The sequence below is a fragment of the Nocardia aurantiaca genome (assembly GCF_009708175.1).
GTDB lineage: Bacteria > Actinomycetota > Actinomycetes > Mycobacteriales > Mycobacteriaceae > Nocardia > Nocardia aurantiaca.
Window position 1 is genome coordinate 39,883 of sequence record NZ_WMBB01000007.1, and the last position, 25,626, is coordinate 65,508.

Below are 25,626 nucleotides of genomic sequence, written 5' to 3' on the forward strand. Positions count from 1 at the left end.
AGAGCCCCTCATGACCGACCTCAGCCACCGTCAGCCCACCAATCCCGACGCCTCCCCGCCGGGCGACGACCACCGACTCAACGCTCACGAATCACCCTCGGCCACAACCACATCCGATCGCCAGGCGCGCCTCGCCCTGCTGGTCGCCTCCGGCGCGGCGTTCATGTCGTTCCTGGACCTGTCCGTGGTCAATATCGCCTTCCCCGCCATCACCCGCGACTACCCCGGCACCGCCACCACCCTCACCTGGGTGGTCAGCGGATACGCTGTCGCCTTCGCCGCCCTGCTCACCCCGGCCGGACAGCTCGCCGACACACTCGGGCGCGGACGCGTATTCCTCACCGCCCTGGCCGGATTCGCACTCACCTCCCTGCTGTGCGCGCTCGCCCCCGGCGCGGACTGGCTCATCGCCGGCCGCTTCCTCCAGGGCGGGACCGCCGCCTTCCTCATTCCGGCCGGACTCGGCCTGGTCCTGAGCGTCACCCCGCCCGAACGCATCGGCATGGCCATGGCCGCCTGGACCGCCGCGGGCGGATTCGCCGCCACCGTCGGCCCGGCCGTGGGCGGTGCGCTCGTCGACTGGTTCGGCTGGCGTTCGGTATTCGTCATCAACCTGCCCGTCGCGGCATTGCTCATCGCGGCCGGGCTGCGGCTGGCACGCGGGGATCAGCGGCACCCGCACGGCCTGCCCGACCTCGTCGGCACCGTCGCCACCGGGCTCGGCATCGGCACGGTCGTCGCCGCGGTCACCCAGGGCCAACAGTGGGGTTGGGATGACTGGCGCACTCTCGCCTGCGGCCTCGGCGGACTCGCGCTGCTGGCCCTGGCCCTGTGGCGATCGCGGAACCATCCGCGCCCGGCCATCGCGGTGGGACTGTGGCGCAGCCACCGCTATGCGCTGGTCAATGCCGTCGCCTTCGTCTTCGGCGCGTCCATGTTCGCGTGGCTGCTGGCCGGGCCGCTATGGCTGGACACCGTATGGCACTACTCGGTGCTGGAGTCGGCCGCCGCCATGACCGTCGGCGCCATCGCCTCCATGGTCACCGCGGTCCTCGCCGGGCGCGCACCGGTTCCGTGGCAGCGTTGGCTGGGCGTGCTGGGTGCACTGATGTTCGCCGCGTCCACCTTCTACATGAGCACCGGCGTCTGGGATGCCACCCCCGCACTGTGGCGGGCATGGGTGCCCGCCGGGATTCTCGGGGGCGGCGGCATCGGCATCCTCACCACCGTGCTCGGCACCGCCGCCGCCCGATCGCTGCCGCCGCAACGATTCGCGGCCGGGCTCGGCATGAACCTCACCGCCCGCCAATCCGGGGGCGCGCTCGGAGTCGCGGTGCTGGCCGCAGTCTTCGCCGCCCACCCCGAGCAGCCGCTGACCGCCTTCCACACGCTGTTCGCGGTGTGCGCCGTCATCGCCGTCGCCGCGGCCGTTCTCGCCGCCGCACCCGTCCGAGCCGAGGAGACCACCGCATGAACGCCCACACCGAAGCCACCGATCCGTTCACCCTGTCCGATCCGGCAGCCGCCGCCATCCTGAGCGAGGTGCCGTTCCGGCGGTTCGCCGTCATCGGCGACTCCACCGCCGAAGGCACCGGCGACCCCTGGCCCGGCTACGAAACCGTGCCCTGGGCAGATCGACTGGCACGCTGGCTGCTCGCCGCCCACCCCCGCACCGACTACCTCAACACCGGGAAGCGGGGTGCGCTCATCGCCGACGTGCACGCCTTGCAGCTGCCCGCGCTCGACGCATTCCGGCCGGATCTGGTCCATATCAGCTGCGGGGGGAACGACCTGTTCCTGCGCGAGGCGAACCTCACCGATGTCGAAGCCGCCCTCGACGACCTCTGCGCGCGAGTGGCCGCTACCGGGGCGCGGCTGTCGCTGTTCACCCTCGCCGACTCCTTCACCGGGCGCATGGCTCCCGTGCGTCCGCTGTTCGCCGGATTCGCCGAGGCCGTGCGCCGGGTCGCGCAGCGCCACGACGCCCTCCTCACCGAGTTCTGGGACCACCCCGCGCGCCTGCGCCCGAACTGGCTCTCGGCCGACCTCATCCACCTGACCATGGCCGGGCACGCCGTGGTCGCCGCCGAGATCGCCAAGAACCTGGCCCGCCACACCGCCCGCGAACTCCCGCCCGAACTCGCCCGACATCCCTAGTGCGACGCCGGAAACGCCCGATGCCGCACAGGGTGCAGCCATGCGCCCTGTGCGGCATCGCCTTTCGCGTCAGAAACCAGCTAGGGAGTTCTCGTGCTCACCGTCTCGCCCTCGATCACTTCCACAGCGCCGCGATGAAGACGTCCAGGATCGCCAGCGCACCGGACGCGTGCGTCATCCACGCCACCTCCTTGCCACGCTTGGCGTCCGCGCGGCCCATCTCGGCGAACGCCGCGACCAGCACGGCCACAACGAGTTTGGTGATGATCTTCGGCATGTTCGGTTCCTTGCCGAGCGAATGGATCGACTCGGCCATGCCCACCAGGATCACGCCGGTGAGGATCTGCACACGCGCGCCCCACACCATCAGTTCCGACACCCGCGGCTGGGAGGCGACATACCCGCCGACCACCGCCGCCATACCGAGCAGATGAGCCGTCACCATGAGGTTGTAGACGAAGGTCATGAGTGCACACGGTAATCCATCCGCCCGCGACAACGACAGCCGGTAGTACTCGCGGTTTTCCGCCACAGTGCGGACCGGTTGCCGGGTTTCACCCCCATTCGGCCCGGGTAGTCCTTTGTCAATTGGTCCCCGCGCGTCCGTGGCGGACCGCAGAGCGTCGTGGGCAGTGTGGCCGGCTAGGAGAGTTCAGGTGGCGGTTGTACTAGTGCTGCGAGCACGCGGGCTCGGTGATCTGCTCACCGCTGTTCCCGCGTTGCGCGCACTGCGCCGGGCCCGGCCCGACGACCACATCGCACTCGCGGCGCCGCATCGCCTCAAACCCATCGTCGATCTCATCGCCTCCGTCGACGAGATGGTGCCCGTCAGCGACCCGGTCGGACTGCGCTGGGACCGTGCGGCGCCCACACTCGCGGTCAACCTGCACGGCGCGGGCACCGACGGCATCGTCGAACTCGCGCGCACCAAGCCCGAACGCATTCTCACCTACCGCAATCCGGCCTTTCCTGACCTGCCCGGCCCCCCTTGGCAACCCGAGATGCACGATGTGGACCGCTGGTGCCATCTGCTCGAATTCGACGGCATCGCCGCCGACCGGCGCAACCTCGGCCTGGTGCCGCCGGTCGCCACCACCAGCCACCGCGACGCCGTGGTCGTGCACATCGGCGCGGGCGCGGCCGCGCGGCGCTGGCCGCCCGACCGGTTCGCGGCCGTGGTCCGACATTTGATGGTGCAGGATCGCGAAGTCGTGTTGACCGGCGACGACTCCGAACGCGACATCGCGCTCGGCGTCGCCTCCCGTGCGGGACTCTCACCGGCGCGAGTACTCGCCGGTCAGCAGAACCTCATCGAACTGGCCGCCACCGTCGCCGAATCCGCCCTCGTGGTGTGCGGCGACACCGGCGTCGCTCACCTGGCCACCGCCTTCGGCACCCGCACCGTCCTGCTCTTCGGCCCCAACCCGCCCAGTCGCAGCGGCCCACCCCCGCACCTGCTCGGCCGCCACGCCGTGCTCTGGGCCGGACAGACCGGCAACCCGGACGCCGACGGCATCGACCCCGGGCTCCTGAAGATCGGTGTCCCCGAAGTCGTCAACGCCGTCGACAAGCAACTCCGCAAACGGCCATGGCCCGGCACCGGCCGCCGCGCCCAACAGGCCTACCGGCGCGTCGGGTAGCTCACAGCGTGTCCGCCGCGCTGCCGGCAGGCAAGGGCCGACTCTGATCCCGTTGCGCGGCACCCGGAATCAGGGCGGCCATCACCGGGGCGACACCCGCGAGTTCGGGAAGGGCCGGGCCATTGCGCCAGAGCGATCGCCCCGATGACGGTCGCAGCGGCGGGAAGCCGTTCGAGATGGTCGTGCTCATACCGTGGAGGCCGCCCTCATACCCGGGTACTACGTGACGACCCCACCGCCGGGGGACGTGGTATGCGGAATCGCGGACCTAGCGTCGCCGTCATGACCACGCTCGATCGTCCGACGCTCGCGCCGCTCACCGCTCCCGCCCGCCGACCGCACCGCCCCCTGCTCGTCACCACCGCGTCCATGGCAGCCCTGGCCGTATTCTCCCTGTGCGCCATGGCCTTCGACGACCGCATGCTGCTGGGCGAATCGGTATGGCTCAAGCCCCTCAAGTTCGCCATCGCCATGGCCCTCTATTGCGGCACCCTGGCCTGGCTGGTGTCGTTCCCGCACCGCGGGCGGCGGCTGACCTGGTGGATGGGCACCGTTTTCGCCGCCACCAGCATCGTGGATGTCGGATTCGTGGTGGTACAGGCCGCGCGCGGCACCTTCAGCCACTTCAACACCCAGCACGACGCGGTCAACACCGTCGGCCAATGGGTGTTCATGACCGGCGTGCCGGGACTGTTCCTCGCGAATCTCGTGATCGCCGTGACCCTTTCGTGGCAGCGCATCACCGACCGGCCCACCTCGCTGGCGATCAGGGCGGGCCTGGGCATCGCGGTATTCGGCATGGCACTGGGCTACACCATGGGCTTCAGCGGCGAACAGCAGACCACCGACGCCTACGGTCATCCCGTGCGCCTGGGCGCGGGCCACACCTTCATCAGCGGGCAGCCCGCCGTCCGCGACGGGATCGAGGGCATGCCGGTCACGCACTGGAGCACCGCGGGCGGCGATATGCGGATCGCGCACTTCGCGGGCCTGCACGGTATTCAACTGCTCATCGTGGCCGCCGTCGTGCTCGCACGACTGGCCCCGACCGTAAACTGGCTGCGCGCCGAACGCACCCGCACCCGACTGGTCGGGGTGCTGGCGCTCGGTTATACCGGCCTGGTGGCGCTGCTGGTGTGGCAGGCGTTGCGCGGGCAGCCGGTGACCCGGCCCGACGGTGAAACCCTCACCGCCCTCATCCTTGTCGCCGCCGTCACCGCGCTCGGCATCGGCCTCGTCCACGCGCTCAGCCTCCGCGCCCGGCGGCCCGGCCGCCACGCCGCGGTCAGCGCAGCCGTTCGGCCTCACGCGTCAGTGCCACCAATGTCGCGGTGAGATCGGCCAGTTCGACCATCTCCGCGCCCTCCGCGACCGCCGTGGCCACATCCTCGGCGGCGCAGCGGGCAGCGAACCAGCGGTCGGACAGATCCGACACCTCCTGAGCACTCAGTACCACCGAATCCTCGGGAATACCGGTGCCCTTCACGCTGTTTCGATGCTCGTACGCCCGCTGGCGACACGATTGTCGGCAATACCGCCGGCGGCGTCCGATCTCCGATTCGGCGATCTCCCGCCCGCACCACTGGCAGCAGGACAGCACGCGTCGAGACATGGTCCGTCACATTAGCGGTTTGCGGCCGCGACCGGGCGGAAGGGCACGCCGCGGTGAGGGCGCCGCGGCGGACGAGTAGGATGTCAGGGTTCTCCCACGGGAACCAACACGTGCGCGGCTGCGTTGACTGTAGGTAGCGCAGCTGCAGAAACACTGATGTAGAACATTGCCGACAGGCGAGAAGGGACCGCACTCATGGCAGATCGCGTACTCCGGGGGTCTCGGCTCGGAGCGGTGAGCTACGAGACCGATCGCGACCACGACCTGGCGCCGCGTCGGATGGCGCGGTACCGCACCGACAACGGCGAGGAATTCGATGTTCCCTTCGCCGACGACGCCGAAATCCCCCCGACCTGGCTGTGCCGCAACGGCCAGGAGGGCATCCTGCTCGAAGGCACCACGCAGGAGCCCAAGAAGGTCAAGCCGCCGCGCACCCACTGGGACATGCTGCTGGAGCGTCGCAGCAAGGAAGAGCTCGAGGAGCTCCTGCAGGAGCGCATGGAGCTGCTCAAGACCCGCCGTCGCGGCTGAGCACAGCCACCACGGGCAAGGGCCCCGCACCACGTTGGTGCGAGGCCTTTCTCATTGCGGGGTCAGTGTGGTGAGCCGTCGTGTGCGGCAAGCAGATTGGCGGCCGGATCGTCGGATTCCGTGACCGATCGACGGGTCGAGCAGGCCGGGCAGCTTGGCGCGCTGCCCGCGCCCGCTCAGTGACTGGCCACCTTCCGGTACCGCAGCAGGGCGATCGGCACCGCGACCGCGAGGATGGCCAGCGAGCAGTAGAGCGAGTATTCGACGCAGTGGTCGGCGGGCCATCCGCGCGCCGGTGTGAACGACGGCGGGGAGCCGTTGCCGAACAGCTTGCGCCCGGCAGCCGACACCGCGGTGATCGGATTCCAGGCCGCTACCGTGCGCAGCGGCCCGGGCAGCGTCTCCCCGGAGATGAACGCCGAAGAGATGAAGGTCAGCGGGAAGAGCCAGATGAGACCGGCGCTCTGAGCCACCTCGACGCTCGGCGAGATGAGCCCGGTGATCGCGCCGACCCACGACATGGCGAAGGCGAACAGCAGAATCACACCGAACGCCAGCACCGCGTCCATGACCGCCCCGTTGATCCGCCAGCCGACCGCATACCCGCAGGCCACCATCACCGCCAGCGCCAGGATATTGACCACCAGGTCCGACAGGGTGCGGCCCATCAGCACCGCCAGCCGCGACATGGGCAGCGTCCGCATCCGGTCGATGATGCCCTTGTGCAGGTCGTTGGCCAGGCCGACGGTGGTGAACGCGGCGTTGAAAGCGACTGTCTGCGTGAAGATTCCGGCGAGCAGGAACTCCCGGTACTGGCTGCCGCCCAGCGATGCGCCGAAGATGTAGGCGAACAGGAATACGAACATCAGCGGCTGGATGGTGGCCGTCACCAGCAGGGTCGGCACCCGCAGAATGGTCAGCAGGTTGCGGTACGCCACGATCGCCGAGTCGCGCACCACCCGGGGTAGCAGGATGGCGGGCCCCTCGACGCGCTGAGGGTCGGGCTCCTGCGCGGGTGGCGCGGGGGCTTCCGGTTCGGCGGGGAGGGTCGTCACGACAGGATCTCCTCTTGGACTGACTCGCGTGCGGGGACTTCCGGTTTGCGGTCGGCGGATTTGCCGGTGAGGGACAGGAATACGTCGTCGAGGGTGGGCCGGTGCACAGCGGCGTCGACCACGTGCACCCCGGCGTCGTCGAGGCGGCGCAGCGCCTCCACCATGGTGCGGGTGCCGTCGCCGACCACCACGGCGACCGCGTCGGCGCCCTCGTCGTATTCGGGTTCGCCGATGCCCACCTCGCCCAGCACCTTCCGCGCGGGGGCGGCATCCTGACCGGCGGCGAGGGTGACGGTGAGCTTGTCGCCGCCGATGGAGGTCTTGAGTTCGTCGGCCGACCCGCGGGCGATGACGCGCCCGCGGTCGATGACGGTGATGCGGTCGGCGAGGAGGTCGGCCTCCTCCAGGTACTGGGTAGTGAGCAGCACGGTGGTGCCGTCGTCGACGAGTTCGCCGATGACCCGCCACATGTCGAGGCGGCCGTGCGGATCCAGCCCGGTGGTGGGCTCGTCCAGTACGACCACCGGCGGCCGGCACACCAGCGCCCCCGCCAGGTCGAGCCGCCGAACCATACCGCCGGAGTACGTGCCCGCCCGCCGTCCGGCCGCATGGTCGAGGCCGAGGGCGGCGAGCAGTTCGGTGGCGCGTTCGGCGGCCCGCTTGTGGTTCATGCCGTACAGCCTGGCCACCATGCGCAGGTTCTCGAATCCGGTAAGGTTGGCGTCGATGGCCGCGTACTGGCCCGACAGACCGATCCGGGTGCGGGCGCGGGCCGGATGCTTCAGCACGTCCACACCCGCGATGCGCACCGAGCCCGCGCTCGCGCGTAACAGGGTGGTGACGATGCGGACCGTGGTCGTCTTGCCCGCACCATTGGGCCCGAGCAAACCCATCACCGTGCCACGCGGGATCTCCAGATCGATCCCGTCGAGCACCCGCACCTTGCCGTAATACTTCACCAGTCCTTGGACTTCCACGGCCAAACTCATCGCGTACCCTCCCGCCGGGCTTGGATGGCCGCCAGCTGATCCCGCAACACCGGCCCGATGACGGCGAGGGATTCGGGCGTGGTCATACCGGCATGCGTGCAGCGCACCAGCTGGTCGTATACGTCGCCGGTGACGTAGGGCTGCCAGGCCGCGGCACAGCGGTCCGGGTCGGCCCGGTTGATCTCGTCGTCGGCTGCGGTGAAGAAGAGCATGTCCCCGTCGAAGACGCGGGGCCTGAACCCGTGCGCCTGCGCCGCGCCGTTCTGGTATCCCGTGTAGAGCCGTTCCAGGTGCTCGACGGTGAGCGCCGCGAACGGCCCGGATCTCCCGCGGAGCAGTTCGGCCGCCTCGGTCAGTGTCAGACGCGGGTCGATGTCGGCGTCGCCGCCGAGCAGGTCGGAACCGAATTCGGCGATGATGGCGGCCACCGACGGCACGGCCTGCTCGAGCCACCGGTCCGACAGTTGGTAGCTGTCCATCAGCCCCAACAGGGCGACCTCGTCGCCACCCTCCTGCAGCTGCACGGCCACCTCGTGGGCGATGAGCCCACCCAGCGACCACCCCAGCACATGGTAGGGGCCCTCCGCCTGAATCGACTTCATGTGCGCCACATAGTATTTCGCGGCCTCGGCGATGGTGCGGTGACTGTTTTCCCCGGCCACGTGCGGCGCTTGCAGGCCGTACACGGGCCGTTCGGGCGGCAGGTGCGACAGCAGCCCGGCGAAGCACCAGGACAACCCGATGGCGGGATGCACGCAGAACAGCGGCGGCACATCGGAATCGGCGGCGGTCCGCAGCGGCAGCACCGCGCCCAAGGCCGCGGTCAGCGATGCCGCGGCCACACCCTCGGCGGCGTCGAGCCGCCGCGCGATGGCGGCCGGGCTGGAGTCGCCGAACATGGCCTGCACGGGCAGGTCGATACCGGCGGCGCGCAGCCGCGCCACCACCTTGGTGGCCAGCAGCGAGTTGCCGCCGAGTTCGAAGAACCCGTCATCGACGCCGACCAAGCGCGGGGAGGAGGAGCGGTCGAGGCCGAGCACCTCGGCGAAGGCGGCACACAGCGCCGCCTCGATCGGCGTGGAGGGTGCGCGGTAGCCCTCACGGGCCGCGAACACCGGTTCCGGCAACGCCTTTCGATCCAGCTTGCCGACCGCGGACAGCGGCACCCGGTCCAGCAGCATGATCGACTGCGGAACCATGTAGTCGGGCACCAGTTCGGCCACGTGCGCGGTCAGTTCGGCGGTGGTGGGCGCGGTTCCGTTGCGCTGCTTCACATACGCCACCAGCGCGGTGGATCCGGCCGGGGTGCGGTGCCCGATGGTGGTGGCGAACTCCACCTGCGGGTGCTTGGCCAGCGCCGCGTCGACCTCGCCGAGTTCGATGCGGAAACCGCGGATCTTGACCTGGTGGTCGGTGCGGCCGACGTATTCCAGTTCCCGTGCGCGGCCGTCGCGTTCGAGCCAGCGGACCAGGTCGCCGGTGCGATACATGCGCGCTCCCGGCTTGCCGAACGGGTTGGCCACGAACCGCTGCGCGGTCAGGCCCGGGCGGCGCAGGTAGCCGCGCGCCAGGGCCGCACCGGCCAGTTGCAGTTCACCGGTGACCCCGGCGGGCGCCGGGTGCAACCGCCCGTCGAGCACGGTCGCGCCGACACCGCGGATGGGACCGCCGATGGTGATCTGCTCGCCCGGCGCCATGGGCTGCGAAATCATCGTCACGATGGTGGTTTCCGTCGGCCCGTACACGTTGTAGAGCTTGCGGCCGGGAGCCCAGCGGGTGATCAGATCCGGTGGCAGCGCTTCACCTCCGACCAGCACGTGCCGCAGCGAGGTCACGCCGGTCGGGTCGACGGTGCCCAGTGCCGAGGTGGTGATGAAGGCATGGGTGATGCCCTCCTCGATGAAGACCTGACCCAGCTCGTGCCCGCCGACCACGCCCGGTGGGGTGATCACCAGGGTGGCGGCGCCGCCGAGGGCGAGCAATAGGTCCAGCATGGCGGCGTCGAAACTCGGTGTGGCGAAGTGCAGAACGCGGCAGCCGGGTCCGACATCGAAGCGCTGAGCGGTCTCGGCCGCGAAGTTGGACAGGCCGCCGTGGGTGACGACCACGCCCTTCGGGATGCCGGTGGAGCCGGACGTGTAGATCACGTAGGCCGGGTTGTCCATGCGCAGCACCGAGGTGCGCTCGGTGTCTCGGATCGGCGCGTCGGAGGTGGCCAGCACCCGCCGCCGGAACGACGGCGCGTCCAACACGGTCCAGCTGGCCCCGTCGGGCATGCGCTCCCGATAGGTCGACAGCGTGATGCCCACGGCCGCACCGGAATCCAGCAGCATGTGGCTGATGCGCTGCTGCGGGTAGTGGGGGTCGACGGGCACGAACGCGGCGCCGGCCTTGGCGATGGCCAGCATGACCGCCACCGATTCGGTCGAACGCGGAATCCCCATCGCGACCAGGGTTTCCGGGCCGACGCCGTAGCCGATGAGCACCCGGGCCAGCCGGTTGGTCCAGCGGTCGAGGGCATCATAGGAGATCTGGGTGCCGGCCGAGCGGACCGCGATGGCGGACCGGTCGAGGTTGGCGGCGGCCTCGAACACCTCCGGGAAGGTGATGGGCAGCCCGGGCTCGGCGCCGCGCACCGGGGCCAGCGCCCTCCATTCGGCCGAGTCGAGGAGCTCCAGATCACCCACCGCGGCGTTCGGATTCGCGGCGACCGCGCCGAGTAGCCGGACGAACCGCTGCGCCAGCCGCTCCGCGCTCGATTCCTCGAACAGGTCGGCGGCGTAGTCGACCGATACCGTGATGCCGTCGGGTTCGCGCCGCTCGGTCCAGGATTCGGTGAGCGTGAACTGCAGATCGAACTTGGCGATGCCCGGATCGGCCTCGTCGGCCTCGATGCGCAGGCCGGGCAGTTCCAGTACGCGCACGGGCTGGTTCTGCACCGACAGCATGACCTGGAACATCGGGTGGTGCGACTGGGAGCGCACCGGATCGATCACCTCGACGAGACGCTCGAACGGCACGTCGGCGTGGGCGAAGGCCTCGAGGTCGGTGTCGCGGACCGTGCGAAGCAGGTCGCCGAACGGGGCGCCGCCGTCGATGGCGGTTCGCAGCACCAGGGTGCCGACGAACATGCCGACCAGGCGGTCCAGCGCCGGATGACCGCGTCCCGCGATGGGTGTGCCGATGGTGATGTCGTCGCCGGAGGTCAGCCGGTGCAACAGTGCGACGAGTGCCGCGTGCAGCACCATGAACATGGTGACGCCGTATTCGGCTGCCAGCAGCTGCAATTCGCGGTGGGTGAAGGCGTCGATCCGGCACTTCACCGTGCCGCCGCGATAGGTCGGCACCGGCGGTCGGGGCCGGTCGGCCGGGACGGCGAGCAGTTCCGGAATGCCGTCGAGGGCGCGTCGCCAGTAGTCGAGCTGGCGGCTGATCACCGACTCCGGATCGTCCTCGCGGCCCAGCACATCCTGCTGCCACAGCGTGTAATCGACGTACTGGATGGGCAATTCGGGCCATTCCGGCGCCTGCTTGCCGGTGTACGCCCGATAGGCCGCGGCCACGTCCGCGGCCAGCGGTTGCAGCGACCAGCCGTCGATGGCGATGTGGTGCACGACGAGCACCAGCACGTGCTCGGTCCGGCTACCGTCGAGCTGCAGCAGCGCCGCGCGCAGCGGAACGCCGGCCGCCAAGTCGAAACCGGCGGCGGTGACGCGGCGGATCTCCGCGGGCACCTCGGCTTCCGAGACCGTGCGCAGCGGGAGAACGACCGCGGCCTCGCCCGGTTCCAGGATCTGCTGGCAGGGCTCACCATCGATCTCCGGGAAGACGGTGCGTAGTGTCTCGTGGCGGCGCTGTACCTCGTGCAAGGTCGCGCGCAGTGCCGGAATGTCCAGCTCGCCGTGCAGGCGCAGGGCGAGCGGAACGTTGTAGACGCCCAGCGATTCACCGTGGTCGCCGGAGGCGTTGAACTTCTCCAGGAACCACAGCCGCCGCTGTGCCGCCGAGAGCGGAATCCGGTCGGGCCGGCTGCGTTGACACGGCTCCGGCCGCAGGCCCGCCGAGGCCGATTCGGCATCCAGGGCCGCGGCCAGCCCGGCCACGGTGGGCGCGGCGAAGACCGTGCGCACCTCCAGCCGCACCCCGGAGGCATTCGCCAGCCGCGCCACCAATTGCGTGGCGAGCAGCGAGTTTCCACCGACCTCGAAGAAGCTGTCGTCGGCGCCGAGGGCCCGGGCGCCGACCAGTTCACCCATCACCTCGGCGACCAGGCGCTCGGTGTCGGTCTCCGGGTCGCGGGAGACCACGGCCACGACGGCCGTGGGTTGCGGCAGCGCGTCGCGGTCCAGCTTGCCGACCGGGGTGAGCGGGATGTGGTCGAGCAGGGTGATGGCGCTGGGCACCATATGCACCGGCAGGCGCTCGGCGCAGTGCGCCCGCACCTGCTCGAGATCCGGTGCGGCGGTGAGGTCCGTGGGCAGGACGAAGGACACGATGCGGCGTGTGCCGGCGATCTCGCGAACCTCGGTGTGGGAGAAGCTGATCGCGCGGTGGGCGGTGAGCACGCCATCGATCTCGCCGAGTTCGATGCGGAAACCACGCAGCTTGACCTGGTGGTCGCTGCGACCCAGGTAGGCGATATCACCGTCGGCGGTCCAGCGCACCACATCGCCGGTGCGGTAGATCCGCGAGCCCGCCGGCCCGTACGGGTCGGCCACGAACCGCGAGGCGGTGAGATCGAACCGCTCGAAATAGCCGCGTGCGCAACCCTGTCCGCCGACGTAGAGCTCACCGGGCACGCCCACCGGGACCGGGCGTAGGCGTTCGTCCAGGATCAGGGCGCGTGCGCCGCGGACCAGGTTGCCGATGGTGACGGGTTCGCCGACGGTCAGCGGCCGGGAGATGGTGACCACGATGGTGGTCTCCGTCGGCCCGTACACGTTGAACATCATGCGGCCGGGGGCCCAGCGCGCCACCAGTTCCGGACCCACAGCTTCGCCGCCGACCATGACCGCGCGCAGGTGCGGCAGCGGCCAGCGCTCACGGTCGATGGTGGCCAGCGCGGCCGGGGTCATGAAGGTGTGGGTGACTTGTTCGCGCTCCATGAGCGCGGCCAGTTCGTCGCCGCCGTACACATCGGCCGGGACGATGACCATGGTCGCGCCGGCGCAGATCGCGAGCAGCAGGTCGTAGACGGAGGCGTCGAAGCTCGGGGACGAGAAGTGCATGGTCCGCGAGTCTCGGTCGACCTGGGCGCGCTCGCGGATCTCGTCGGCGAAATTGGACAGGCCGCCGTGGGTGACGGCCACTCCCTTGGGTTTTCCGGTGGATCCGGACGTGTAGATGATGTACGCCAGATCGGCGGTCCACAGCGTGCTGGTGCGTTCGGCGTCGGTGATCGGCGCGTCGTCGAGCACCTCGAGTTCGTCGAGCAGTTCGGCGTCGTCGAGCAGCAGCCAGTCCACCATGCGGTCGCCGGTGGCGATGAGGAGCCGGTCGGCGTATTCGGTCATGCTGACGCCGACCCGGCAGCCGGAGTCGGCGAGCATGTGCTGCACCCGATCCGCAGGATAGTTGGGGTCCACCGGGACGAACGCCGCACCGCACTTGGCGACGGCCAGCGCCGTCAGCACCGACTCGGCCGACCGGGTCAGGCCCAGCGCCACCCGGTCCCCCGGGCCCAGACCGCGGTGAATCAGGGCCCGCGCCAGGCGGTTCGAGTACACATCGGATTCCAGGAAGGTGAGCTCGGTGTCGTCGAAGCGCAGGAACACCCGGTCGGCATTGAGGTGCGCGGTGGCCCCGAAGTAGGCGGCCAGGCTGCACTGCGGCTCGGGCGCGGGACCCCAGGCGGGGGTGAACATGTCGCGTTCGACCTCGGTGCGGGCGTCGATGTCACGAACTCGCACATGCGCGTCCGCGGTGACGGCGTCGAATACCTCGAGCAGGCGTTCGGCCAGGGTGGCGACCGTGGCCTGGTCGAAAAGCTCGGCGGCGTAGACGAATTCGAAGACGCGCTCGTCCTCGGCGGCGCCGGGTAGCACCCGCAGCTCGAGGTCGAACTTGGCGAGCGCGATATCGAGCTCCTCGGCCCGCAGCGACAGGCCGGGCAGCCGCAGAGCGGGCACCGGGGTGTCCTGCACGGTGAGCGCGACCTGCAGCAGCGGGCTCGCGCCGTAGCGGCGTTGTCGCTCGTCACCGGACCGCAGTTCCTCCACGACCCGCTCGTAGGGCACCTCGGCGTTCCCCATGGCGGCCAGTTCGGTGTCCCGGTCGGCCCGCAGCAATTCGGCGAAGCTGCGGTCGGGGTCGACATCAGAGCGCAGGATCAGCGTGTTCACGAACATGCCGACAAGGTCGTCGAGTCGGGTGTCGGTGCGTCCGGCCACCGGGGTGCCGACGACGATGTCGCGGCCACCGGTGACCACGCGCAGCAGCACGGCCAGCGTGGAGCGCAGCACCATGAACAGGCTCACGCCGTGCGCCCGCGCGACCTCGACGAGCTTGCGCTGCAATGCCTCCGGCACGTCGAAGCGCACCGTTCCGGCCCGCTGGGTCGGTGCCGCCGGGCGGGGCTGGTCGTAGGGCAGCGGCAGCTCCTTCGGCAGGTCCGCCAGCGCGGCGCGCCAGTAGGCCAGCTGCACGGCCGCGGCGCTCTCGGCGTCGTCGGCGGCGCCGAGGACCTCGCGCTGCCACAGGCTGAAGTCGGCGTACTGCACCGGCAGCGGCGTCCACGCCGGGGCCGCGCCGCCGTGACGGGCGGTGTAGGCGATGGCCAGGTCCCGGGTGAGCGGGCCCAGCGACCAGCCGTCGGCGGCGATGTGGTGCAGCACGATGCCGAGCAGGTGCCGACGGGTTCCGGTGCGCAACAAGGTCATCCGCAGCGGGACCTCCCGCGCCAGATCGAAGCCGCAGCGCGCCAGCGAGCGCAGGGCACTGCGCGCGCCCACCTCGTCGGTTTCGACCGCCTCCAGCACCGGCATGCAGCGCGCGGTGTCCAGCACCACCTGGTGGGCGCCCTGTTCGTCCTCGGGGAAGACGGTGCGCAGCACCTCGTGGCGCTCCACCACGTCGGCGAGGGCCGCCCGCAACGCGTCGATGTCCGGATCGCCGTCGATCCGCAGCACGAACGCGATGTTGTAAGCGCTCGATTCGGGGGAATATCTGTTGAGGAACCACAGTCGCTGCTGCGGCAGCGACAGTGGTACGCGCTCCGGGCGCGGCGTACGCACAGCCAGCGCCATACGCTGGGCCCGGGGCGCTTCCGCCAGCCGGACGGCCACCCCGGCCACGGTGGGCGATTCGAAGATGTCGCGCACCGGCAGCTCCACTCCGAACTCGGTGTGCAGGGCCGCGGTGAGGCGGGTGGCCAGCAGCGAGTTGCCGCCGATCTCGAAGAAGTTGTCCTCCGCGCCGGGCGCGAGACCGCCCAGCACACTGGCGAAGACCAGCGCGACCTGCCGCTCCACTTCGGTTTCCGGGGCGCGGGTGGATGCGCCGGACATGAACTCGGGCGCGGGCAGCGCCTTGCGGTCCAGCTTGCCGGACGGGGTGACCGGCATGGCGTCGAGCACCATCAGCGCCGAGGGCACCATGTAGCCGGGCAGCCGCCCGCGCGCGGTCTCGAGCACGGCGGCCGGGTCGAGATCGGTGTCGGTGGTGAGATAGGCGACCAGGCGCGGGATTCCACGCTCGTCGTGATGAACGACGGTGAGCGCGAACGTGACTCCCGGATGCGCGGCCAGCACGTGGTCGATCTCGCGCAGTTCGATTCGGAAGCCGCGGATCTTGATCTGGTCGTCGACACGGCCCAGGAAGCGCAGCTGCCCGGCGCCGTCGACGACCACGAGATCACCGGTGCGGTACATGCGTTCGCCGCGGCGGCCGTGCGGGTTGGCCGAGAAGCGTTGCGCGGTCAGGTCCGGCCGGCCCAGATAGCCGCGCGCCAGGCCGGGTCCGGACAGGTACAGCTCTCCCGCCACGCCCGGCGGCACGGGGTGCAGGCGGCGGTCGAGCACGAACAGCCGCATACCGCGCACCGGCCCGCCGATGGGCACGGGCTGCCCCGCGATCATGGGCCCGGTGGCGGTGGCGGCGACGGTGGCCTCGGACGGGCCGTACATGTTGTGCATGCGCCGCGGCGGCAGGCCGGGCCGAGAATCCGGTGCGGTCCAGACCTTTACGAGATCCTCCGGGCAGGCCTCGCCGCCGACGATCACGGCCTCCAGGTCCGGCAGGTCGTCGGCGGGCACGGTGCCGAGGGCGGCGGGCGTGACGAAGGCGTGCGTCACGTGCTCCTCGCGCAGGACTCGTGCGAGTTCGGCACCACCGTAGATGCCCGCGGGCGCGATCACGATGGTGGCCCCGGCCGCGAAACCGAGCAGCAGCTCCAGCACCGAGGCATCGAAGCTGGGCGACGAGAAGTGCAGGGTGCGAGCCGAATCGGTGACCTTGAACAGTTGCCTCTGCTCGTGCGCCAGCGACGAGACTCCGGCGTTGGTGATCACCACGGCCTTGGGCGTGCCGGTGGAACCGGAGGTGTAGATGAGGTAGGCCGGGCCGCCGATACGCAACGGGTGGTGCCGGTCGGCATCCGTGACCGCGGTGTCGGGAAACTGTGCGCACTCCCGCGCGAGCTGGTCCGAGCCGAGCAGCAGCCAGTCCACATAGCTCTTGCGGTGGCGTCCGCGGTTGCCGGGCCAGGTCGTCGGCATGTCGTCGCGCCGTTCGGCATTGGTGATGCCGAGCATCGCACCGGAGTCGGCGAGCATATGGCCGATGCGGTCGGACGGGTAGTCCGGGTCGATGGGCACGTAGGCCGCACCGGTCTTGGCCACCGACCACACCGCGAGGACACTTTCCAGGCTGCGCGGCAGCGCGATGGCCACCACCACCTCCGGGCCCGCACCGTGCTCGATCAGCACCCGCGCCAGGCGGTTGGAGCGCTCGTCGAGCTCGCGATAGGTGGTGTCCTCGCCGCGGTAGCGCACGGCGACCGCGTCCGGCACCCGCTCGGCGGTGTCGGCGAGCAGCTGGGCCAGGCTGATGGTGGGCTCGGCGGGTGAACCCATAATGGGCACCAGCTTCGCCGTCTCCCGCGCGTCCAGCAGCGGCAGGTCGCCGACCGGGATCGACGGGTCGGCGATGGCGGCGGTCAGGACGGCGCCGAAGCGCCGCGCAATGGCGTCCACCGTGGCCCGATCGAAAACATCAGCGGCATAACCGAATTCAGCGATGAGCGGGGCCTCTTCGGCGTGAGCTCCGGCCGGTTCGTGCACGGTCAGCTGCAGGTCGAACTTGGCGACATCGATGGCCAGGGGCACGACCTCGGCGTCCACGCCGGGCAGGTCGACGCGCAGTTCGGGGCTGCCGTCATAGGACAGCATGACCTGGAACAGCGGGTGGCGGGCCGCGGAGCGCTCGGGGTTGACCACCTCGACCAGCCGCTCGAAGGGCACATCGGCATTGGCGAAGGCATTGAGGTCGGTCTCGCGGACCTCGTCGAGCATGCGGTCGAACCCGACGGCCGGGTCCACCCGAGTGCGCAGCACCAGGGTGTTGACGAACATGCCGACCAGCTCGTCGAGCGCGGGATCGCTGCGCCCGGCGATCGGGGTGCCGATGACGATGTCAGTGGTGTTGCACAGGCGCGCGAGCACCGCGGCGAGGGCGGCGTGCAGCACCATGAACGCGCTGACTCCGCGCTCGGCGGCGACGGCGACCAGGGCGCGGCGGGTCTGCGCGGCGATGGTGAGGACGACCGTGCCGCCGTCGGTGGAGCGGTGCCGCGGGCGCGGGCGATCCAGCGGCAGGTCCAGCTGGTCGGGCAGGTCGGCGAGGGCGGCGCGCCAGTAGGCGAGCTGCCGGGCCAGGGCGCTGGCCGGATCGGCCTCGTCGCCGAGCAGTTCCCGCTGCCACAGCGCGAAATCCGCGTACTGCACCGGCAGTGGCGTCCACCGGGGTGCGGCGCCGTGGGCGCGGGCGGCGACCGCGGTCATGATGTCGCGGGTCAGCGGGGCGATGGACCAGCCGTCCCCGCTGATGTGGTGCAGCACCACCAGGAACAGGTAGGTTTCGGGACCGGTGCTGTACAGCGCCACCCGCACGGGGGCCTGGCTGCGCAGGTCGAAGCCGTAGCCGGCGAATTCGGTTGCCAGCGCGACGACATCGGCGCCGGCGGCGTCGACGGGGTCGAGGGTGAGCGGGATCTCGGCGGCCGGATGTACCAGCTGGCAGGGCCCGTCCGGGGTGTCGGGGAAGGTGGTGCGCAGGCTCTCATGCCGTTCCAGCACGTCCACCAGCCCGGCCCGCAGCGCCGGAATATCCAGTGGCCCGGTCAGTTTCACCGCGAACGGCATATTGTAGGCGGCCGCGTGCTCGGCGAAGCGGTTGAGGATCCACAGCCGCTGCTGGGCCAGTGACAGCGGAACCCGTTGCGGCCGTGGGCCGGCCGCCAGCCTCGGCGACGCCTTCTGCGGTCGCATGTCCGAGATCCGGGTGGCCAGGGCGGTGACGGTGGAGGTTTCGAACAGGTCGCGGATGGTGAGCGCGGCGCCGAGAGCGGCATTGACGCGCGCCACCGCCCGAGCGGCGGTCAGCGAGTTGCCGCCCATGTCGAAGAAGCTGTCCTCGACATCGAATTCGTCGATGCCCAGAACCTCGGCGAAGATGCCGGTGAGCTGACGTTCCACGGCGGTGCTGGGCGCGGCGCCGGACCGGGCCGGACGGCGGGCGCCCAGGTCGGGCGCGGGCAAGGCCTCGCGATCCACCTTGCCGTTGGCGCTGAGCGGCAGTTCGTCGAGCACCACGAGTATCGACGGCACCATGTAGGTGGGCAGTGTGCGCCGCAGAGCGGCCCTGAGATCGGCGGTGTCCAGCGCATCGACGCCCGGAGCCGCCACCACGTAGCCGATGAGATCGTCGTCGCCGCGCCCGCGCCGCGCCACGCACACCGCGCGGGCGACACCGGCATCGGCGAGCAGGGCGGCCTCGATCTCGCCGAGTTCGATGCGCAGTCCGCGCACCTTGACCTGGAAGTCGCTGCGGCCCAGGTATTCCAGCACGCCGGCATCGCCGCTACCGCGCCAGCGCACCAGATCGCCGGTGCGGTACATACGGGCGCCGGGGGTGAACGGGTTGGCCACGAACCGGTCCGCGGTCAGGGCGGCACGGCCCAGGTAGCCGCGGGCCAGCTGCACACCCGCCAGGTACAGTTCACCCACCACGCCGGGGGCGACCGGCTGGAGCCGGGCGTCCAGCACGTAGGCGCTGGTGTTCCAGATAGGCGCGCCGATCGGGACCTCGGTGCTGCCCGGCGCGCAGTACCAGGCGGTGACGTCGACGGCGGCCTCGGTCGGGCCGTACAGGTTGTGCAGCTGCGGCGCGTCCGCGCACGTGCCGAGGGCGGCATGGAATTCGGTGACGGTGGCGGCGGGCAGCGCCTCACCACTACAGAACACGCGCACGAGCCCGGTGCATCCGGCCACATCGGTGTCGGTGAGGAACACCGACAACATCGACGGCACGAAATGCGCCGTGGTGACGCCCTTCTCGGCGATCACGCGGGCCAGGTAGCCGGGATCGCGGTGCCCGTCGGGAGCGGCGATGACCAGGCGGGCCCCGATCTGCAAGGGCCAGAAGAACTCCCACACCGACACGTCGAAGGTGGCGGGGGTCTTCTGCAGGACCACGTCGGAGGAGTCGAGCGGGTAGGCGTGCTGCATCCAGCGCAGCCGGTTCACGATGGCGGCGTGGGTGATGCCGACGCCCTTGGGCTTACCGGTGGAGCCGGAGGTGAAGATCACGTACGCGAGATGGTCGGCGCGCAGCGGCGCGGTCCGGTCGGCGTCGGTGACCGGACGGCCCGAATGCTGCGACACATCCGCGGTGTCGATGTCGAATCGCGGTGCGGTGCCGGGCAATTCGAGCCCATCGCGGGCGGCGGTGAGCACGCACAGCGGCCGGGCCTGGTCGAGGATGGCCCGGATGCGGTCGGCCGGGTGGTCCGGATCGATGGGCAGGTAGGCCGCGCCCGCCTTGACGATGGCGTACATGCCGACCAGCAGGTCGAGGCTGCGGCGGATGGCCAGGCCGATCTGGGTGTCCGGGCCCGCGCCGCGCGCGATGAGTGCACGGGCCAGGCGGTTGGCGCGCGCGTCGAAGGCTGCGTAGGTGAGGGTCTCGTTCTCGAAGTCGAGAGCGATCCGGTCGGCGTCGATGGCGGCCCGGTCGGCGAACAGCCCGGCCAGGGTGCCCTGCTGGCGGGCGACCTCCGTCGAATTCCATTCGCGCAGGACGCGTTCGCGTTCCGGATCGGTGAGCACCGGCATATCGGCGACCACTGTCTCCGGGGCGGCGGACACGAAGCGGGCCAGGTAGTCCAGGAAGCGGCCGTGGTGCATGGACAGTTCGGCGTCGCCGTACAGGCGCGGGTTGGCCTCGAAGTCGATGTGAATGCGGTTGCCCAGGCCGTTGTAGACATTGATCGACAGGTCCTCCACCGGCCCGGTGGAGAGCACGTTGATCGAGCCCATCAGGCTGCCGAATTTCAGCTCACTGTGGAAAAGCATGAGGTTGACCATGGGCCCGAAGAAGCCGCGGGCGTCGCGGGAATAGCCGCAGTCGCGGCGGATGTCGTCGCTGCGGTAGCGCTGATGACGCAGGGCGCCGGTGATCTGCAGCTCGACCGCGCGCACGGTGTCGGCGACGGTGTGACTGTCGCTGAACTGCACGCGGATGGGCACCACGTTCGACACCACGCCGCCGGAGCGGCGCAGCGCCACCGTGGTGCGCGCGGACACGGGCAGGCTCAGCACCACATCCTGAGAGCCGGTCACCGCACGCACATAACCGGCCAGGACGGCCACGAACAGCGCGGAGCTGTTGGAGCCGAACGCGGTCGCGGCCGCCTCGACGGCGGCCTCGACCTCCTCGGAGAGCACCGCGGTGGCGGTGCGGCGGCCCGCGTCGGAGACCGTGGGCAGCAGTCCGTTACTGCACAGGGTGATCGGCTCGCCGGCGCCGTCGAGCTGCCGGCGCCAGTAGTCGCTGTCGGTGACGAAACGGCTGGTCTCCCGGTAATGGTTCTCGTCGGCGTAGATGGCGGCCAGCGGGGTGGCGCGGGAGACCATCGGCTCGTCATGTGCTTCCAAAGCCGTATAGATCTCGGCGGCACGGGTGGTGGCGTTCATGGCGCCGTAGCCGTCGATGACGATGTGGTGGCCGCGGGTGTACCAGATCCACTCCGAGTCGCCGATCCGCAGCACCACATTGATGGTGAGCGGGTCGCGTTCGATGTCGATGGGCGAGCTGGCGTGCTCGTTCATCCAGGCGAGAGCCGCGGCGCGCGGGTCGGGCTCGGCGCGCAGGTCGTAGCGGGCCCAGCCGGGTCGTCGGGCGTGGTCGACGATCTGGTGCGGCACCCCGTCGATCTCGAGCAGGCGCACGTGGCCGCATTCGCTTTCGGCGCCGAAGCGTTCGATGGCGTAGAGCAGGCGGCCGACGTCCAGATCGCCGTGGATCTCTACGAATTGCGCGATGGTCAACGGGATGTCGGGTCGGATGCGCTGCGCGTACCACAGGGCCGATTGCGCGGGAGAGAGCGCGAAAGGTTGAGCCGAGAATTCCCCCGAAGAACATTGGTCGACACGGTCGGTGGCCAATGAACTCATCAAAAAACTCCGTTCTGCCGCTGTAGACGCAACTCCCCGAGCCCCGAAAGTGGTCACCGCGTCCTGGGTGTCCGGCGTTCGCGCGCATGCGCGAGCCGTAGGACGTGATCCACGCCCTATGATTCGGAGCATCCCGCCGAGCGGATCGGTGGTGATCTCGAGTTGCCCGCAACCAACAGCGTTGACGGAACGAAGATTGTTGTTCAGTTACCTCATAGCGAACCTCAGGATGGTCGCTGAATTCACACAAGGAAACCGCACGAACTCGGGCGTATCGAACAAGCCCGAGCCGGAGCCGGCGAACGAACGTCGCCGATGCGGGACGGCCCTCTCACACGTTCCCGCTGGGTAATCCACCGGAAGGCTTCTCCGCCTGCCGGCCCGCCGGTTTCACATGATGCGCGACCGACGTCGGATGAGCGCCGCCACAGTGGCGGCCGCAGCCAGAATACACAAGAGCACCTCCGGCGCGGGACCCAACCGCGTCGCGAGTGTCGTGTCGTCCCGCAGCGGCAGCCTCGCCACCAGCGCCGCCGGCTCGAACTGCGGCGTCTGCTGCCGGATCACGCCGTCGGCGGTGATCATGGCGCTGACGCCGGTGGTCGCCGAGACCACCACCGCGCGACCGTGCTCCACCGCGCGGACACGTGACATGGCCAGCTGCTGATAGGTCATCTCGCTGCGGCCGAAGGTGGCGTTGTTGGTCGGCACGGCGAGGATCTGCGCGCCGGCGCGGACCGATTCCTCGAAGGCGCGATCGAAGACCACCTCATAGCAGGTGGCCACGCCGATGGCGAGCGGGTCGCCGCCGGAGACGGGCCGCACGCGCACGACGCCGTCGCCCGCACCGGGGACGAAATAGCCTGCACGGTCGGCGTATTCGGAGAAGTGCCGGAAGAAGTTGCGGTACGGGAGATATTCGCCGAAGGGCTGGATGATCTTCTTGTCGTGGCGCTCCCCCGGTCCGGCGTCGCCGTTCCAGACGATGACCGAGTTGGTGGTGGTGCGGTCGTCGTTGACGAGTACCGCGCCGACCAGGATCGGGGCCTTCACATCCTTGGACGCCTGCGAGATCTCCTGGGCCGCATCCTCATTGCGCAGGGGATCGATATCGGAGGAGTTCTCCGGCCAGATCACCACGTCCGGCCGGGGGGCCTTCCCGGCCGCGATGTCGCGGGCGAGTTCCTCGGTGCGCTTGACGTGATTGTCGAGAACCGCGCGCCGCTGGGCATTGAAGTCCAGGCCCAGACGCGGCACGCTGCCCTGGATGGCGGCGACCGTGATCGGCCGGTTGCCGTCCTCCGGGCCGGGCAGCGCGCTCCGGAGGATCACTCCGGTGAGGGGAACTATAGCCACAAGCATTGCCGCAGCAACAATCCGGTTCCACGATATGGGACGGACGGCTTTCCATCTGGGAGAATTCGCCGTGGCGCTGGCAACTTCTCCGCTATCTTTTATGGTCGTGGTGAACCGGCGCGGCACATCGACCGCGAGCCAGGCCAGCCCGGTGCCGGTGAGCGCCACCGCGAAACTCACCACCGGCGCGCCGCCGATCATCGCGTACGGCAGATACCAGCCGTCGGCCTGCCCGAAAGCCAGCTTCCCCCAGGGAAACCCGCCGAACGGGAAGCTCGAGCGCGCCCACTCGGTGAGCGACCACACCGTCGCCACCCACAGCGGCCATCCCGGCAACGTCGCCACCCACCGGGTCAGCAGCCCGAAAAACCCGACATACAAGGCACACACCGTCGACAGCGCGAGCCATGGCATCGGCCCCACATAAATCCCCGTCCACGGCAGCAACGGTACGAAGAACGCCAGCCCCGCCGCGAAACCGAGCCCGAATCCCCCACGCGCCCGGCGTGTTCCACGTACGGCGAGGGTCAGCACCGCGATGCCGACCGGAGCCAGGAGCCACAGGGTCCGAGGCGGGAAACTGACGTAGAGCAGCAGTCCCGCGACGACCGCCGCGAGCAACCGCGTCAACCGCGACCATGTCGCGACGACCGCGACCACCCGTGCCGCCACTTGCGGCCGATCCTCCGGCCGGAACGCGGCCCGGGTGGCGGTCGAAACGCCACCGCCCACATCGCCTTCCGGTACGGTGCCGCCCGGGCCACGGGCCGTGTCACCGCCGCTGGGGCCCGTGGCCGATGCCGCCATGGGACTCGATTCAGCGTCGGGCGTACCGGTCTTCTCGACCGGGCCGAAGTCAGCGGCCGATGCTCCTGGACCGGTGGCGTCCTCCGTGTCGGAGCCGACGATCACGGCACTCCCGGGATTCGGTGTGCCGGAAGCGCGGTCGCGCCCGGCGGCGTCGGCCACCCCCGAAGGCTGTGGGCCGGCGGTGTTTTCAGGGTCTGGCTCAGGCTTCATGGATGGTGACTCCACGGTGCACGGTGCGCAGACAGCGAGGCAGGGTGGCGTCCGGAGCGAGGGGCGGGAGGCCGGGGACGCGGGAGCGGGGGTCGGTGGACCAGCGCTGGACGGTGTCCGCCGCGGCCGCGACGACGAGTTCCTGGGCGTCCCAGATCGCATAAGAGGCGGGGGCTCCGGGAACGAGCGTGCCGGCGACGCCGTCGCGGACGCCCCCCGCACGCCAGGCGCCTCGAGTGGCGGCGGCGAAGGCGGCGCGCGGGGAGATCTGGTGCCCCGGGGTGCGGTGGTGGGCCGCGTCACGCACGGCCCCCCAAGGGTTCAGTGCGGTGACGGGGGCGTCGGAGCCGATGGCGAGGGAGATGCCGGCGGCGGCCATGGCGGCGAACGGGTTCAGGGTGGCGGCGCGCTCGGCGCCGAGCCGGGTGGCGTACATGCCGGCGGAGCCGCCCCAGGCTGCGTCGAATCCCGGTTGGACGCTGGCGATCACGCCCCAGGCGGCCAGCTTCGCGATCTGGTCCGGGGTGATCATCTCGGCATGTTCGACGCGGTGCCCGCGCGAGGCGACGGCCGGGCCGCCGAGTTCGCCGACGGCCCGCTCGAAGCCGGCGACGACGGCATCCATGGCCGCATCGCCGATGACGTGGAAGCCGGCCTGGATGCCCGCCTCGGTGCACGCGAGCACGTGCGCGGCAATGGCCTCGGCGTCGAGGTAGGAGGTGCCGGTGGTGTCGCGGTCGGCGTAGGGTTCGCGCAGCCAGGCGGTGTGCGAGCCGATCGCGCCGTCGACGAAGAGGTCGCCGCCGAGGGCGTGCACGCCGAGCTCCTCGACCAGGGTGCGGGCTTGGTCCGCGCCGCGCACGGCCTGTCCCCAGTAGGCACGCACCTCGACGCCGTGCGCGTACTCCAGCAGTTCCCGAACGTCGTCGGCGCCGGAGATCTCGGGTCCCGCGCATTCGTGTACGGCCACAACGCCGTTGGCGGCCGCCGCGTCCAGCGCCACCTGCCGCGCGGCGTCGCGCTGCGCCCGGGTCAGCGCGCCCAGCGCGGCCTCGCGCACGCGGTGGTGGGCGTCGCCGCGCAGCGGCACACCGCCAGTGAAGCCGCGCGCCTCGGCGATTCCGGGCACCGCGTCCAGCAGGGCGGTGGAGACCACGGCCGAATGTGCGTCCACGCGAGCCAGATACACCTGCCGTCCCGGTGCGGCGGCGTCGATCTCCTCGCGCGTCGGCGGTCGTCCCTCCGCCCAGGTGGTCTCGTCCCAGCCCGCACCGAGTATCACACCGTCCGGATGCGCGGAGGCGAACTCGCGCACCGTATCCAGGCATTCCTGCAACGAACGGGCCTGCGCCAGATCGAGTCCCATCAGCTGCACGCCCAGCGCCGTCACGTGCACATGCGGGTCCACGAATCCGGGCGCCACGAACGCCCCGTCGAGGTCGATGATCTCCGCGTCCGGGTGCAGTGCCCGTCCCGGCTTGTCGAGCCCCACCCACACCACGGTCCCGTCGCTCACGGCCATGGCCGTCGCGTCAGGATTGCTCGAACTGTAGATGCGGCCGCCGACAAGCAACTGGGTACTCACGGATCTCCAGT

Annotated in this window: 13 protein-coding genes; 5 read left to right on the forward strand and 8 right to left on the reverse strand. The window is 70.3% G+C overall.

Annotated elements, in window-relative coordinates; all coding sequences use genetic code 11:
* Positions 1 to 10 precede the first annotated feature (10 nt).
* Entirely contained in the window at positions 11 to 1,474 is a 1,464-nt protein-coding gene (locus GLP40_RS15845) for an MFS transporter (RefSeq protein ID WP_154788709.1), read from the forward strand.
* Positions 1,471 to 2,157: an SGNH/GDSL hydrolase family protein gene (locus GLP40_RS15850; protein WP_154788710.1), complete on the forward strand. Its 687-nt coding sequence runs from the start codon at positions 1,471 to 1,473 to the stop codon at positions 2,155 to 2,157. Before GLP40_RS15845 ends, GLP40_RS15850 begins: the two co-directional genes overlap by 4 nt.
* A 115-nt stretch (positions 2,158 to 2,272) precedes the next feature.
* Here the strand turns inward: GLP40_RS15850 and GLP40_RS15855 are convergent, their stop codons facing one another.
* Entirely contained in the window at positions 2,273 to 2,623 is a 351-nt protein-coding gene (locus GLP40_RS15855) for a hypothetical protein (protein ID WP_154788711.1), read from the reverse strand.
* Between the two features lie 190 nt (positions 2,624 to 2,813).
* Between GLP40_RS15855 and GLP40_RS15860 the strand changes: the two genes are divergently transcribed.
* Positions 2,814 to 3,797, forward strand: coding sequence for a glycosyltransferase family 9 protein (locus GLP40_RS15860; RefSeq protein WP_328290226.1), 984 nt, complete (start codon positions 2,814 to 2,816; stop codon positions 3,795 to 3,797).
* A 1-nt stretch (position 3,798) separates the two neighbouring features.
* Here GLP40_RS15860 and GLP40_RS15865 read toward each other — a convergent pair whose 3' ends face one another.
* On the reverse strand, positions 3,799 to 3,987 hold the full coding sequence (locus GLP40_RS15865; protein WP_154788713.1) for a hypothetical protein: 189 nt from the start codon (positions 3,985 to 3,987) through the stop codon (positions 3,799 to 3,801).
* A 92-nt stretch (positions 3,988 to 4,079) separates the two neighbouring features.
* Between GLP40_RS15865 and GLP40_RS15870 the strand changes: the two genes are divergently transcribed.
* Positions 4,080 to 5,132 carry a hypothetical protein gene (locus GLP40_RS15870; protein ID WP_196054695.1) on the forward strand — a complete coding sequence of 351 codons (1,053 nt, stop codon included), beginning with the start codon at positions 4,080 to 4,082 and terminating at the stop codon, positions 5,130 to 5,132.
* Here GLP40_RS15870 and GLP40_RS15875 read toward each other — a convergent pair.
* Positions 5,083 to 5,409 carry a hypothetical protein gene (locus tag GLP40_RS15875; RefSeq protein ID WP_154788714.1) on the reverse strand — a complete coding sequence of 109 codons (327 nt, stop codon included), beginning with the start codon at positions 5,407 to 5,409 and terminating at the stop codon, positions 5,083 to 5,085. The two genes, GLP40_RS15870 and GLP40_RS15875, sit on opposite strands and share 50 nt — an antisense overlap.
* Positions 5,410 to 5,604: 195 nt before the next feature.
* Here GLP40_RS15875 and GLP40_RS15880 point away from each other — a divergent pair, with 195 nt between their 5' ends.
* Positions 5,605 to 5,940, forward strand: a complete 336-nt coding sequence (locus GLP40_RS15880) for an RNA polymerase-binding protein RbpA (protein WP_040857934.1) — start codon at positions 5,605 to 5,607, stop codon at positions 5,938 to 5,940.
* 176 nt (positions 5,941 to 6,116) lie between these two features.
* Here GLP40_RS15880 and GLP40_RS15885 read toward each other — a convergent pair whose 3' ends face one another.
* The 5 genes from GLP40_RS15885 to GLP40_RS15905 all read right to left on the reverse strand — a co-directional run bounded on the left by GLP40_RS15885 (position 6,117) and on the right by GLP40_RS15905 (position 25,615).
* A complete protein-coding gene (locus tag GLP40_RS15885) occupies positions 6,117 to 6,899 on the reverse strand; it encodes an ABC transporter permease (RefSeq protein WP_328290303.1) in 783 nt (260 codons plus the stop codon).
* A gap of 92 nt (positions 6,900 to 6,991) precedes the next feature.
* Positions 6,992 to 7,984, reverse strand: coding sequence for an ATP-binding cassette domain-containing protein (locus GLP40_RS15890; RefSeq protein WP_154788715.1), 993 nt, complete (start codon positions 7,982 to 7,984; stop codon positions 6,992 to 6,994).
* The gene (locus tag GLP40_RS15895) at positions 7,981 to 21,654 is read right to left on the reverse strand and encodes a non-ribosomal peptide synthetase (RefSeq protein WP_154788716.1); all 13,674 of its coding nucleotides are present in this window, start codon (positions 21,652 to 21,654) and stop codon (positions 7,981 to 7,983) included. Before GLP40_RS15895 ends, GLP40_RS15890 begins: the two co-directional genes overlap by 4 nt.
* Before the next feature lie 390 nt (positions 21,655 to 22,044).
* Complete coding sequence (lnt, locus tag GLP40_RS15900; protein WP_154788717.1) at positions 22,045 to 24,030, reverse strand: apolipoprotein N-acyltransferase; 1,986 nt, start codon at positions 24,028 to 24,030, stop codon at positions 22,045 to 22,047.
* Positions 24,020 to 25,615, reverse strand: a complete 1,596-nt coding sequence (locus GLP40_RS15905; protein ID WP_328290228.1) for an amidohydrolase — start codon at positions 25,613 to 25,615, stop codon at positions 24,020 to 24,022. The genes lnt and GLP40_RS15905 overlap by 11 nt, the downstream gene beginning before the upstream one ends.
* Positions 25,616 to 25,626: the final 11 nt, after the last annotated feature.

Bases quoted from the DNA above. Each gene is read 5' to 3' on its own strand.
- GLP40_RS15845 (WP_154788709.1), top strand. From the start codon at position 11: ATGACCGACCTCAGCCACCGTCAGCCCACCAATCCCGACGCCTCCCCG.
- GLP40_RS15850 (WP_154788710.1), top strand. From the start codon at position 1,471: ATGAACGCCCACACCGAAGCCACCGATCCGTTCACCCTGTCCGATCCG.
- GLP40_RS15855 (WP_154788711.1), bottom strand. From the start codon at position 2,623: ATGACCTTCGTCTACAACCTCATGGTGACGGCTCATCTGCTCGGTATG.
- GLP40_RS15865 (WP_154788713.1), bottom strand. From the start codon at position 3,987: ATGAGCACGACCATCTCGAACGGCTTCCCGCCGCTGCGACCGTCATCG.
- GLP40_RS15870 (WP_196054695.1), top strand. From the start codon at position 4,080: ATGACCACGCTCGATCGTCCGACGCTCGCGCCGCTCACCGCTCCCGCC.
- GLP40_RS15875 (WP_154788714.1), bottom strand. From the start codon at position 5,409: ATGTCTCGACGCGTGCTGTCCTGCTGCCAGTGGTGCGGGCGGGAGATC.
- GLP40_RS15880 (WP_040857934.1), top strand. From the start codon at position 5,605: ATGGCAGATCGCGTACTCCGGGGGTCTCGGCTCGGAGCGGTGAGCTAC.
- GLP40_RS15890 (WP_154788715.1), bottom strand. From the start codon at position 7,984: ATGAGTTTGGCCGTGGAAGTCCAAGGACTGGTGAAGTATTACGGCAAG.
- GLP40_RS15895 (WP_154788716.1), bottom strand. From the start codon at position 21,654: ATGAGTTCATTGGCCACCGACCGTGTCGACCAATGTTCTTCGGGGGAA.
- lnt (WP_154788717.1), bottom strand. From the start codon at position 24,030: ATGAAGCCTGAGCCAGACCCTGAAAACACCGCCGGCCCACAGCCTTCG.